Origin of the sequence: Rhodococcus sp. NPDC057014 (assembly GCF_042673295.1) — a bacterium.
GTDB lineage: Bacteria > Actinomycetota > Actinomycetes > Mycobacteriales > Mycobacteriaceae > Rhodococcus_F.
This window is the reverse complement of sequence record NZ_JBHUSF010000023.1, coordinates 1-12,547: the sequence shown is the minus strand read 5'-3', so window position 1 is coordinate 12,547 and position 12,547 is coordinate 1. Positions and strand designations below refer to the sequence as shown.

Genomic DNA, 12,547 nt, shown 5'->3' with positions numbered 1-12,547 from the left:
CACGTCAGGTCAGGTGGACAGGCATCTCGGTGGGGCCGTGAGTGCGCCAGGTATGTCGCCGGTCGAGTGTTTCCGATGGCTTCACCAGGGACAGGGCCGGGTGACGTTGGAACAGGCGGCGAGTAGCAATGTCGAGCTGCATTACGGCGAGATCGGCGCCGAGACAGTAATGAGGTCCGCGGCCGAAGGCCAGGTCCGGGCGATCGCCGCGCGCGGGGTCGTTGGTCGCCGCGCGCAGGGAGAGATACAGAGGACTGCCGGCGGGGATGCGGGTGCCGCCGACTGTGATGTCTTCAATCGGGAATCGCCGTATCGCATAGGACCCGGGCGCGGCGTCGAGGACGAGCTGCGTCACCCGGGCGCGCCAGAGCTGGTCGTCGGCGATTTCGACGAGTACCTCGTCTCGATCGAGTCCGGCGAGAATGCCGATGGCATTGGCGATCTGGTAGACGGAGTTCTCGAATCCGGCGAGAAACGTCAGGAACGCGAGGGAGATGAGTTCCTCTTCGGTCAGCCGGTCTTCGGCGTCGCGGGCGGTGATCCAATCGGTGATGACGTCGTCACCGGGCGATTTCCGTTTGGCCGCGATCACGCGCATGAGCACGAGAACTATCGTGGTCATGGCCGGGATACGGGGGTCGTCCGCGGTGGGTTCGCCAGGATTCATTGCCATCACGGTCGCCGCGGCGGTACGGAACTCGTCGGCGTCTGCATCGGTCACGCCGAGGATCTCGGCGATGATGTCGGCAGGCAGGGGAGAGGCGTAGGCGGGGAAGAGGTCGACAACACCGGTATCGTTCGGGTCTAGGTCGTCCAGGAGTCCGTCGACACGGGAGGTCACCATCTGCCTCACCGCTCCGATTCGGCGCCGTGAGAACGCGGGTGCTGCCAGAGCGCGGACGCGGCGGTGATCGGCGGGGACCATATTGAGCAGGTTGCGGGCCAGTGCCGGTGGCAGGGGAAGGCCCGGGCTGCCTGACGGGCCGCCGGGCCGGACATTGACGATTCCGGGGTCAGCGAGCAGTCGAGATACGTCATCGTACCGGGTGATGATCCAGACGCGCAGTCCATCGGCGTCGGTGGCCTCGACAACGGGGCTGGCGGCGCGAAGGTGCTCATGCAAGCGATCGGCCTCCGCGACACTCAGGCCGGGCGCAAACGGATCGAGCACCAGGTTCCCTTCTGTGATGTGGCAAATACCTCAGGACGAAGATACCGGCTGACCGGGATTCTGCATGGCTCCGGCGGCTAGGGTGCGCTACGTGAGTGCTCAGGTCGACACCGTACTGGATGAAAACGTGCACAAGGCGGATGCCGCCGACCGTCGGGGTTGGAGGAGATCCGCAGTAGTCTGCACTCTCGTCGCGATCGGCTCGTGCCTGCTCGCCGTCGCTGTCTTGGTCCCTACCTACGGTGCCGCCCGGTTGAAGGTCATCCCGCTCGATGTGCAGTCGGCGACAGTGTCGGTTGCGGAGGACGCGGCGGTGCTCAAGGCCACCTCGGTGGCCATGAAGGGTCCGGTGAAGACTGACCGGGGCGTCCCGCTGCGGATTCAGGTGTACGTGACGACAGAGAATCCAGTTTCAGCCGATTCCACAACTCTGCAAGCGGCACAAAAGACGGTCCGGACCGACTGGGGCGACGGGTTGGGCCTGGTCTCGGCAATGGTCGATCGCGTCACGATCGACCGACGATCAGGCATGCCGCTCGTCGAGCCCGTCCCAACGACTCAAGCCGAACTCGGCAAGCCCCCGACGGAGACGCCTCGCGCCGGAATTCAGTACAAGTTTCCGTTCGACGTCGAGAAAGTCAGCTACCCGTACTACGACGGAACCGCACGTGAGACGCATTCGATCGAGTACGTCGACGACGATCGCGTGGTCGACGGCATGCGGCTGTATCACTTTCAGCAGACGATCGGCCCTCTGAACCTTGGGAAATCGATCGGCAGTGTCGCGACGACGACCTTACCCGCTGAAAAGTGGGGGCTACCTGGCACGGAGCCGATAACGATGGATCTGCACTACTCCACCACGCGCGATGTGTGGGTCGAGCCTGCCTCTGGTGCGATCGTTGCTGTGGAGGAGCAGCCGAGGCGATGGCTGGCGCGGTCGATTAACGACCCGAATGCGGTGACCACGCTGGAAGCGCACACCCATTTCGACGACGAAACGATCAATGGCCTTGCCCAACAAGCGAAAGACGCCCGTACCGCGATCCTGTGGGGAACTCGCTACGGGCCCGCCCTCAGTGCTGTGGCCGGCATCGTGTTGGTGGGGACCGCGCTCATGCTCGCGCGCCGCTGGTCACGCCGCTAGCCGAACTGGTCGAAGGCCGCACGTGCGTAGGGGAGTGCCCCGGCGTATTCGTTGCGAACCTTGTCTTCGGTGCCCAGGTAGGACATGTTGTCGTCGTAGGCTTCGCGGTCTTCGAAGTACACACGGCCGCCCAAGTGGTCGGACAGTTGGATCGCCACGGCATAGTCGACCGGGTCGTCCCTCTTTGCAGCATTCTCCGGGCTTTCCGCACCGGCATAAAAGTTCTCGATTGCGTCAGCGACGGCTCCGTCGTCAAGGGCAGGTCGGTTGTCCCACATCTGGCTCCAACCGAAGAGATTCCGCCCTCCCGATCCGGAATGGTGAACCCGCCATAATCCTTCAGCTCGTGAGGCGACCAGCGCCGCGATGATGGCGTTGTCAGGCGACTTCCGCTCATTGCCCAGATCGATGATGCGGGTGACGGTTTCCTTCTGCTGCCCGTCGGCGGTGTCGTCGACAAAGGGATCGAGAACCTGGCTAGTGGCGTCGATCGCGGGTGACGGCTGCGATGCGGTGTCGTCGACGGAGTTGCTGCCGCACCCCGCGATCACCGCGGCGGCGAGCACCATGACCGTCAGAGCTGAGGTGGCGCGGAAATTCAAGGTTCCCCCTCGATAGTTCGGTTGTGTTCAGTAGGTGAGGTTATCGATCAACCATCCGTCGTCGGCTTCGGTGAGGGTGAGCCAGACGGTGATGTCGGGTTCGACGGGGCGGGTGGTGTCGCCGGTGACCGCGGTTTGGGTGATTGTGGCGACCCGGTGCGCGGTGGTGTCGGTATCGGGTGGACAGCCGGAGCAACCGATGGCGACGTTCGCGATGACCCGGGCGTTGTCGTTGATCCATTGCTGCCATTGCAGGCTGGGTCCGCGCTCGTTTCGCACATCGGCGGTCAGGCGTGCAGCCAGGGCGGGTGTGAACCATTGTGTTGCGCGCCGGAATCCGTTGGTGGGGCTCTCGTCGGTGGGCGGGGCCCAGGTGAATGCGACGGCCATGGCTTGGCGGGCCACTTCTTCCGGCGACGTCGGTTCCGGTCGCTGAGGTGCGCTGTTGCCCGTTTCCGGTGCAGGTGTCGGCGCGGTTGTGGTGCTCTGCGGTGTTGCGGTGCCTGAGGGGTTGGCATTGTCCTGCAAGGAGTAGAGCAGTACCGCGACTACGGCTATGATCACTGCGAGCACAATCAGGGCTTTTCGCATGGATTTCGCTTCTCCAGTCCCTCTCATCCTCGGTCATATACGACGTGCACGCATCCCATTTTGGACGGGAGCGAGCTTGACGACCTCACCCGTGGTGGGTGCGTGGACCATTTGTCCATTGCCTGCGTAGATTCCGACGTGGCCGGGACCGTCGGCCTCCCAGGATCCGAAAACAAGGTCGCCGGGTTTGGTCTCTGACAGGGAAATTTCGGTGCCGACCGTCCACTGCTGTTCGGAGGTGCGGGGGAGGACGGTCTTGCCGCCGGTGGCTCGGGCGTAGGCGTACTGGGTCAGTCCCGAGCAGTCGAACCCGCCCCCGGACGGGCCACCTGAGCCGCCGCCGCCCCACACATAGGGAGTGCCGAGGTACTGGCTGGCCGCCTCGACGACATTGCTGCCGCCGGCGGTGGGGGAGGGAACGAACTCGCCGCGGCCGCCGGGCTGCTCGAGCTCGGAAATGTAGGAGAGGACTTTCTGCACGTAGGGTCGGGTTTCGCTGGAATAGTCACCACCGGAGGGCATCCCACCGGCCTGCTTGATGGCACCCTCACCGGCGTTGTAGCTGGCGATGTAGAGCGAGAGCGGATCACCCTTCACCGAGCCGTTGGCAATCCAGCTGTCGACCGATCGCGCGATCTCGCAGAAGTATCTGCCCTGAGCCATCACGGCGTCTCCGACATCGCCTTGGGAGATCCGGCCGTTGCCGTCGTCGTCGCGGCCGTAGATGGCCCAGGTCCCATCCATGAACTGGGTATAGCCTCTTGCGCCTGCGGGGCTGGTGACAGCGCGGAACCCGCTTTCGGCTTTGGTGTCCGCGGCCAGCAGTGCTGGGCTGATCTGCGGGCACAGCGACCCTGCTTTACGGAACCATTCTTCGAATGCCGGTGGCACACTGCCGGGCTTAAGATCACCGCCGCCGGCGGTGCCGAAGCCCTTGCCGCAGTCGACGGGGGTGGATGCGGCCATGAGATCGATATTCGATCCCGGTGCACTCACGTCATGTCCGGAGGGTGCAGGGGCGCCGCCGAGTTTGGTCGTCGGGTCGATCGCGGTACCGCCCTGCAGTCGGCCACCGTCCCAGTACTCGAAGTGCAGGTGCGGACCGGTGGATCCGCCGGCGTTGCCGATGTCGGCGATGTGGTCGCCGGCCTTGACGGGCTGCCCGCGTGTGACGTGGATGCCGTTGGCGTACATGTGCCCGTAGACGGTGGAGACCGGGCGGCCGCCGACGACGGAGTCGATGATGATCCAGTTCTCGAAACCGACACCCGGGCTTTCACCGCTGGAGCCGGCGGCGGCGACGAGGCCGTCGAGGGCGGCGTAGATCGGGGTGCCGACCGGGGCCGCGAAGTCGACACCGTTGTGCATCGCTCCCCAGCGGGGTCCGAAACCGGAGGTGAATGTGGTGGTTCCCGGTGCGGTGGGTTGCTGGATCGGCCCGGACGGCGTCAGCGCCGCCGCCGGCCGATCATCCTGCGTGCTCTCTCCGCGCGGGCCCCCAGAATCGGAGGGGACAGGCCGGCAAGGTTTGGGCAGGTCGATAATGGCCCCGCCAGTGCAGGCGCATGCCATCCCGACTGCGAAGGTGGCCGCCAGGATGGCGCCAGTCACACGCAATCCTGTGCGCTTTACAGGTACGACGACGCGTCCCCTGGAGGGCTTTTCCTCGGGAGTGGGGTAGTCGTCGTCGTTCACGCGATCGGCCCCGGCAGCGGTGTGTCAAGTTCGGGGATAGGAATCGGGCCGGGAACAGGGACCGGCGCAGGGGCGGGGTTGGTGGCCTTCTGGGCAGGAGGAGCAGGCTCCGAAGATGACTGGGCCGCGGGGAGGCGCTGTAGGTGCGGTGCTGTGCCGGGGGACGGCGTCGTGGTGGCCGTTGTCGTGGTCGGCGCTGTGGTGCGCCAGGTGGTGGGAGCGGCCGCGGCCACGTCGTCCAGGTCGAGAGTGGGGAGGGGAGAGGCGACCTGCCAGCCGTCGTCGGTGTCGGTGACCGCGACGGTCATGGTCCCAGCGCTGGTATCGATCTCCACAGTCGTTCCGGTGGTGCCGGTGCCTGGCAGGGTGCGGGTCGGCCCGAGAAGCGACACCGGTGCGGTGGGCCGGGCCGCCGCGAGGGCGTCGTTGACACGCTCGGGGCGGGTGACACGGCTGAGCGCGACCGCCCACTGAGTTGGCGAGGCGGTGGTGTCGACGAACGCGTGAGCGTAATACATTGCCGCTGTCGCGGGGCTACGACCAATCGACCTCGCCGACATTGTCGCCACCGCGGTTTCGGTGACTTCTTCGGCTGCCGCAGTCGTCGAGGTCACTGACGTGTTACTGGTTTCTGCGTCGTGGGCGAGCACGTCGCTTCCGCTGGTCTCTGCCCCCGTGACCGCGGTGACCATCAGGCGGGCGACGTAGAGGACCGCGACCATGATCGCGATCCCGCTCGCGAGCCGGCCGGGACTGCGCAGGACCCAGCTACGGATCGCGGTGGTGATCGGGTTGGCACCTGTTCTCACCAGTTCACTCCCAGATCACGATTCGGCCGGTCGAGCACTCCCGTCGACTGCGCCGACGCGGCGTCCTCACGCAATCCCGCCCGGGGCAGATCACTGCTGACGGGCCTCGCCGACGACGAGGCCGGTGCGGGCCGGGTGATCGACACCCACGGACGCTGCGGCTTTCCGGACGCTTCGGCTTCCTCACTCGGCCGATAGATGGTGGTCGGGGCGATGACCGCGTCCGGCCCGCCGTCCCACCTGTTCACGTCCTGATGAGGAACGAAGACCTCACTGTCACCGGTGTCGAGGGCCTCGAAACCGTCGGTGAAACCCGTTGCGGGGGTGTGTTTGCGCAGATCCGCGAGCTCGGTGCGCCCGTTGCCGTCGGCTGGGCCGGCGGTGATGTCGACACCGGGTAGCCGGGTGCCGGACTCGGGCCCCTCCGGGGACGCTTTGCGCAGGTCCGCCAGCGCTCCGCCCGCGGGGCGGTCGCTGCTGCGTAGGGCGGCCAGCTGTGCTTGGCGGGCGCGGTCGCGGTAGTCGTCGGTGCGTGCGGCGGACAGGGCGCGTCCTTCCTGCCGGACGATCGGAGGCTGGTTGCCGCCGATCATGTCGGACCACTGCCGACCGGCCCCGTCGGCGGCGCGGTTGGTGCCGCTGCGGGCGAGTTCGAGGCTCTTCTCGGCCAGTCCCATGGCGGGGTTGGTGACCATTGAGCTGGCGGTGAGCAGCTTCTGCTTCCAGGAACCGTGCTTGTGCCGGTCCATCGCGCCGCCGATCATGCCGCGATGCGACTGGGTGATAGTTTGCGAGAGCCTCTTGAACGGGCGCAACAACATCCAGAAGACGATGGTGAGGATGACCAGGAACCACAGCCGCCAGGTCCCGTCGACCGCATCATTGCGGTACAGCTTGATCAAGATCAGCAGGTAGACCGACATCAGCACCGCGGCACCGACCGCCCACAGGTAGATCCCGCCGAGGATGCGGCCGACGCGGAGCAGGATCGATCCGGAGACGATGGCGAGCGGAACCCATACGGGGGCGGTGATGATCGCCACCCGGATCGCCAGCAGTGCCGAGAGTTTCAGCACCGAGGACCCGCTCCACAAGATGGAGGGCATCGAGGTCTTGACCATCGACAGGAACCCGGTCGTGACCCGGCTAGAGTCTTTGCCCTGAAAGGTGTAGAACGAGAGCCCCTTGCTCTCTAACGGCTCGACGACCTCCCGCCGGAACTTCTCGGCCTTGGCCTCGTCGATCTCCTTCTGCGCGGAGTTGTCGGCCTGGATCAGGGCCTGCTCGTCGTAGGTGTATGCGATCGACTCCCGCAACTTCGGCCACAAATCGTCGAGCGTCTGAGCAGAGGCGTTGGTTCCGAAATACCCTCGCTGCACGTCCGGGATGATGATCCGGTCGGTGATCACCAACCGCGGGTCATCGGTCATGCCCGCAGAGTTGAAGATCTCGCCCTGAGTCTTCGTGATCAGCGCGCTGAACGTGTCGTCGGAGATCTGGATCGCCTTCGCCGGGGCACCGACCATCAACCCACCGATCGCCAGCGCGCCGGCACCGATCCCGAGCTGCCGGAACACCGCCGGGGCATCTGATCGCAGACCGCGGTAGAGGATGATCAACCCGGCCGCGGCCACCCCCAGCCCGAGCCACGGCCCGTAGACGGTCGGCCGCAACGAGTCCGAGACCGCGAGCACGATCTCGTCGAACTGCGCGATCGCCCCCTGACGGCCGGTCTCACGGCCCTCGGCGGGGGTGTTGGCCTGCTCGTCGAGCCAGAACGCCGCGGCCGCGAACGATTGCCCGATCGTGAGGAAGGTGTTTCCGACGTCGGTCTTGTTGCGCACCAGCGACACCCCGGTGATGTCCTCACCGCAGCCGAGGTCGTAGATGTGCCACGTCAGACCGGCCCAGCCGTGCCCGCCGTACCCGGTGCCGGAGAGCTGTGATTGTGCGGGCTTGTCCACCGACCCGGAGTCGAAGAACGCCGGCGCCGCCGAGTTCGGGGACTGCGGTGCCGGCACGTCCTTGCAGTTGAAGCCCGCGGCGTGGGCGGTGCTCTGCCCGCACAGGGCACTGAGCCCGACCAGCATCATGACCGCGCACAGTTGGGTGATCCGCTGCAGCAGGTGTGCGGGCGAGCTGGTGGTGCGGGCGGTGGCGGGCATCGAGAATGTCCTTCCCAAAGGGGGTCAGGCGGCGGTGGCCCGGGAATTCAGTGCTTGCGCAACGTGGGCGATGTGGGTGAAGTTCGTCCAGTTCGCGCGCACCAGTTCGATGTCGCCGCCGAGGCGGACGACGTAGGTGCGGGCTTCGTCGGCTCCGGTCTTCGCCGCGCGCTGCTTGCGGGCCTTGTTCGCGCGCGGGTCGTAGGTGTCGTTGCGGCCCCCGCCGAGCTGGTTGGCCAGGATCGTCTCGTACCCCTCACCCTCTTCGAGGCCGAGGAGTGTGAGTGCGTCGGAAATCGCCCGTTCGGAGGAGCCGAGACGGCCGATGATGATCTCGTCGGTCAACTGCGACTGGTCCTGGTCATCGGCGCCGTCCGCCAATCCGAGGAAATCGCCCGCGAGCTGGCTGCATACCAGTGCTCGGGTGCGGAACTTGCGGGTGTCGCGGCCGAGCCGGACGTAGAGGGTGCGGCCGGCCCCGGACTGCTTGAGGTACTTGTTCTCGTCCAGGAACAGCAGTTTCGGCAGCGCGCGCGGCTTGTCGTAGACCAACCGGGTCGCCAACCATGCCGCCAGGTGGATCAGCGGCCCGGCCAGGCGTTGGCTGTCGGTGGCCGCACTGCCCTCGGCCTTGTCGTCGATCTGCAGGCCGGGCATGGTCAGGATCGTCAGTCGTTCGTCGAGGACCGAGTCGAACAGTTCGGCGGCGGCGTCGTCGCCGGACGTGGCCGACGGGAACAGCACCCGGGCGTCGCGCAGCTGCGACATCGTGCGCAGCATCGGCCCGATCCGGCCCGCGGCGGTGCGCAGTCCTTCGCCGATGGCGGGGGTGGTCTCGGAGCTGTTGGTCTGCCCGTTGGTCGTGCCGTGGACGGCCCCGTGGCGGTTGGTGTAGACCACGCCGGCGGCGATGTGGTCGATCGCGTCGACGACCTTGCCCAGATGGTTGGTCGGCTGGCCCCCGACCATCGCCGCCGCCATCCGGACCACGCTCTTGGCGTCCCGGTCGCTGCGGTCGTCGGCGTCGAGCATCGAGATCAGCACCCAGGACGCGAGCTGGACGCGTTCGGCATGGGCGGCACCGCGATCGTCCTCGTAGGCCGCTGCTGCGGCGGCTGCCGGGTCGGATTCGTGCGCGTACTCGGGATGGCCGGGGCGGTAGATCTCGTCGGCCGGGTCGGGCTCGGACACGACCCGGTAGACGTTGAGGACGCCGGGCTTGGCGCCGCGCCCGGTCAGCTCGTAGACGCGGGTGAACGGCTTGAGTTCGGGCAGATCGGCGAGCGCGCGCAGCGGCCCGGACGGATCCAGGATCACCCCGTGCGCGCCCAGCCGCAGCGCCTGATAGGTGACCATACCGGCCAGATGGGTCTTGCCTGCACCCTGAACGCCGACCAGCGGGGTCAGGCCACCCTTGTCGAAGAAGTCGTGGGCGGCGAACAGATTCCAGGCGACCGGCCGGACCGAGATCGACGCGGTCTCGCCGAGGATGATGCCTTCCTCGTCACCGATCCGGTCGGCCGCCGCCCCCATCCCCGCCGACATGGCGAGGACGCTCATCCTGCGCTTGTGGGCGGTGTTGGCGAGCTTTTCACCGGGCATGAATTCTTTGAGCAGGTGGTACTGGCCGTTCTCGACTTCGAGTTCGACATCCGGTGCGTACTGCTGCTGCAGCTTCGAGACACGGTCCCGCACCTGCTGCGGGGAGGAACCGGAGACGGCGATCCGCCACCACCCCGATCCCCGGGTGGCTAGTGCCCCACCGTTCGACATCTCCGTCCGCAGCCGCCGGGACAACCCGTGCTGCGCCGCCAACTCATCGGGTGGGGTTTCGTCGTGCTCGACGGTGTAGTGCCGGTACTGCGACTCGATCGCGTTGCGCTGCTTCTGGATTTCACCGAGTGTGTCTTCCTGGGTGTGCAGGGTGATCCGCTCGGACCACTCCAAGGGCAGCCCGAGCTGGTCCCCGAGCAGCTGCCACGGCATCTTCTGCTCGGGGATGGCCAGTGGTGCCATCCGCCCCACCGTCAGCACCGTCACGTACGACCGGTAAGTGCGGCCGGCGATGGTGCCCTCGACGACGGTGTGTCCGGCGCCGGGTGTGTAGTGCATTTCGGTCAGGTTGCTCAGCGACAACAGATCGGACAGGCTCCAACCCGACGGTGTGTTAGCGGCCGCCGGTTCGGTCAACGGCATCCCCACCGCGGCCGAGCGGCGCAGCAGATAGTCCACCTGACCGCTGTCGGCAGGCAGGGCTTCGACACCGGGGGAGAGCATCACGCGTTCGATCTCGGCGATGTGTTCGGTCGCCGCGTCCTGCTCGGCGATCAGGACCTGCTCGGACCACTTCGACAACCGCGGCCCCACCCCCTTCACCCCGAAGCACATGTCGGCCACCGCGACGATCGCCTGCGCGGTCATCGACCGCCGGGGCAGTTCGATGCCCCAGTAACGGCGCTTGCGGGTAGGGGCCGAGTCCAGCAGCGCGACTTGCTGACCGACCAGGTAGTCGTCCCACGCGAGGGCACCGGGAACGTCGGGGAGGCGGTCCTCGGTGAGCTGCGCGTGTGCGCGGCCCCACTCCTTGACCGGCCAGGGCTCGCGCACCGTGCGCCGATGGATACCGGAGACCCCTTTGCCGCGCAGTTCCGCCAGCACCAGCGCTTCGTCCCGGATGAACCGCGACTGATCGGCAATCGCCCGCATGCTCCACGTGCCGGGCGATTGCACGAACCACAACGTGGCGGTGTCGTCGGTGATGGTGACGTTGCCCAGCACCGCCCGCAGCCGCCACTTGGACTGCTTCCGCATCCGCGCCCTGCTCCCGCGTTCAGCGGCCGCACTGGTCGAATGCCCCTGCCGGGCTGGCCGGGACTTCTTCCCGCCCCGCGTGCTGCCTTTGTGGGGAGTGGGTTCTGCGGGTGCGCCCTCGTCATAGTCAGGGTTGGTGACCGGGGAGGGGGCGGTGAGCAGTGCATCACCCAAGCTCGTGTGGGGTGCGGCGGTGTGCGCGTCGGCGGTCTGCAGCCCGGCTTGGCGCGCCGCGCGCAGCCACGACTCGGGCAGCACCGGCGGCAGGGCCCCGGGGGGTGGGACGAGGTCAACCGGGTCGAACCGGTTACCGGGATAGCTCATGACCTACCTGCTCGTAGTCGAAGAAGTCGTGTGATCGCCTGCGGCGGCGGGGGTGAGGCGAACGCGCGCGATCTGGTCGGGGATCGACACCGTCTGCGGCGTGTTCCGGGCTTTCGTGTTGCGGCCGGCCGCAGGGCGTGGGGAGGTGAGGTCGTTGATCGCGGACCGGGCCAGCGACCGGATGGTGCGTTCGTGGCCGAGCCCGTCGACGATCCGTTTCGTCCCGAGATAGGTCAACCCCAGCATTACGGTGACGGACCAGCCGCTCCACGGCACCGACAGCACTCCCATGACGAGGATGTACGACAGCAGCAGCAACACCGCACCGATACCCACAGCCTGCCATCTGACTGGTCTCGGGAACGCCCGCCCCGGAGGGCCTAGCCAGTGCTGATCCACCCGGTACAGGTCGTCATCGGTCTCGATCACCGCAGGCCCCTCACCGGCGCTCGCTGATGGCGCGACCGATTGCGAACACGATGGCGGCGGCGATGACCACGCCGAAGATGATCGTCATGACAGACATAAGGGTTCGTTCCTATCAACTCTGGGGCGGGACCGGTCGTGAGTGGGAGCGCAATCAGATTCCGGGGAAGACCAACCGGGCTATTCCGGTGCCGACATTCATCGCCGCGTCGGGGTTCGCCGACAACCCGAACCAGCCCAGCGCGATCAGGGAAAGGCCGGCGATGGTGATGACGGCAGACCAGGACGAGCGAATCGCCTTCGCCAGAAGCACAATCGCTCCGACACCGAGGATCGGAGGGACCACCTGCTCGCGGAGGAAACCGCCCACGTTGGTCGTATCGATCCCCTCCTGTGCCAGGAACGTCAGCTGCGACGCAGCCTCGAAAGACTCATGAAGCATGCTCTCTCCCAAAAGATTCGCGGGCAACACCGAACGGTGACGCCAGAACATTGGCACAGGGCCGCTTCGGCACACGAAGACCCCCGCACGCGCTCGGGCGTGTCGCTGAGGGTCGGGCGGGTTGGCGGTGGGGCCACGAGGACGGGCCGTGTTGCGACGGGGGACTGAGGGCGGGGACCGGCGCTGCGGGGACAGGTGCTGCCCTCCGGACACGCTCCCTCGGACAACCCTCGCGAATAACGTGATTGGCCCCATGCGGGGCACGTGTCGACGATTGGGGGATCGGTGATGCCTGCCCCCCACTCCCTTCGGGAGACGCCTCCCCCCTACGGGGGGAGGCGAAGTTGTAAATAGCGCCCCGGAC

Annotated in this window: 10 protein-coding genes; 1 reads left to right on the top strand and 9 read right to left on the bottom strand. The window is 66.8% G+C overall.

Translation table 11 applies throughout. The features are described from left to right. Positions 1-4 precede the first annotated feature (4 nt). Entirely contained in the window at positions 5-1,123 is a 1,119-nt protein-coding gene (locus ACFTZB_RS07550; RefSeq protein WP_378430844.1) for a cytochrome P450, read from the bottom strand. A gap of 139 nt (positions 1,124-1,262) precedes the next feature. Here ACFTZB_RS07550 and ACFTZB_RS07545 point away from each other — a divergent pair, with 139 nt between their 5' ends. Next, positions 1,263-2,318 (top strand): DUF3068 domain-containing protein, encoded by a 1,056-nt coding sequence (locus tag ACFTZB_RS07545; protein WP_378430843.1) that lies wholly within the window; start codon positions 1,263-1,265, stop codon positions 2,316-2,318. Here the strand turns inward: ACFTZB_RS07545 and ACFTZB_RS07540 are convergent. From ACFTZB_RS07540 to ACFTZB_RS07505, 8 genes are all read right to left on the bottom strand, one after another. Then, positions 2,315-2,920, bottom strand: a complete 606-nt coding sequence (locus ACFTZB_RS07540) for a hypothetical protein (RefSeq protein WP_378430842.1) — start codon at positions 2,918-2,920, stop codon at positions 2,315-2,317. The two genes, ACFTZB_RS07545 and ACFTZB_RS07540, sit on opposite strands and share 4 nt — an antisense overlap. 27 nt (positions 2,921-2,947) lie before the next feature. After that, positions 2,948-3,484: a hypothetical protein gene (locus tag ACFTZB_RS07535; protein ID WP_378430840.1), complete on the bottom strand. Its 537-nt coding sequence runs from the start codon at positions 3,482-3,484 to the stop codon at positions 2,948-2,950. A gap of 60 nt (positions 3,485-3,544) precedes the next feature. After that, positions 3,545-5,083, bottom strand: a complete 1,539-nt coding sequence (locus ACFTZB_RS07530; protein WP_378430881.1) for an NlpC/P60 family protein — start codon at positions 5,081-5,083, stop codon at positions 3,545-3,547. Positions 5,084-5,202: 119 nt separating this feature from the next. Next, positions 5,203-6,015 carry a hypothetical protein gene (locus tag ACFTZB_RS07525; protein WP_378430839.1) on the bottom strand — a complete coding sequence of 271 codons (813 nt, stop codon included), beginning with the start codon at positions 6,013-6,015 and terminating at the stop codon, positions 5,203-5,205. After that, positions 6,012-8,180: a hypothetical protein gene (locus ACFTZB_RS07520; protein WP_378430837.1), complete on the bottom strand. Its 2,169-nt coding sequence runs from the start codon at positions 8,178-8,180 to the stop codon at positions 6,012-6,014. The genes ACFTZB_RS07525 and ACFTZB_RS07520 overlap by 4 nt, the downstream gene beginning before the upstream one ends. A gap of 24 nt (positions 8,181-8,204) precedes the next feature. Next, positions 8,205-11,315 carry a hypothetical protein gene (locus tag ACFTZB_RS07515; protein WP_378430835.1) on the bottom strand — a complete coding sequence of 1,037 codons (3,111 nt, stop codon included), beginning with the start codon at positions 11,313-11,315 and terminating at the stop codon, positions 8,205-8,207. A gap of 3 nt (positions 11,316-11,318) precedes the next feature. Then, positions 11,319-11,744, bottom strand: coding sequence for a hypothetical protein (locus tag ACFTZB_RS07510; RefSeq protein WP_378430833.1), 426 nt, complete (start codon positions 11,742-11,744; stop codon positions 11,319-11,321). Positions 11,745-11,895: 151 nt separating this feature from the next. Then, positions 11,896-12,234 carry a hypothetical protein gene (locus tag ACFTZB_RS07505; RefSeq protein ID WP_378430831.1) on the bottom strand — a complete coding sequence of 113 codons (339 nt, stop codon included), beginning with the start codon at positions 12,232-12,234 and terminating at the stop codon, positions 11,896-11,898. Between the last annotated feature and the right edge of the window lie 313 nt (positions 12,235-12,547).

Bases quoted from the DNA above. Each gene is read 5' to 3' on its own strand.
- ACFTZB_RS07530 (WP_378430881.1), bottom strand. From the start codon at position 5,083: ATGGCATGCGCCTGCACTGGCGGGGCCATTATCGACCTGCCCAAACCT.
- ACFTZB_RS07520 (WP_378430837.1), bottom strand. From the start codon at position 8,180: ATGCCCGCCACCGCCCGCACCACCAGCTCGCCCGCACACCTGCTGCAG.
- ACFTZB_RS07515 (WP_378430835.1), bottom strand. From the start codon at position 11,315: ATGAGCTATCCCGGTAACCGGTTCGACCCGGTTGACCTCGTCCCACCC.
- ACFTZB_RS07505 (WP_378430831.1), bottom strand. From the start codon at position 12,234: ATGTTCTGGCGTCACCGTTCGGTGTTGCCCGCGAATCTTTTGGGAGAG.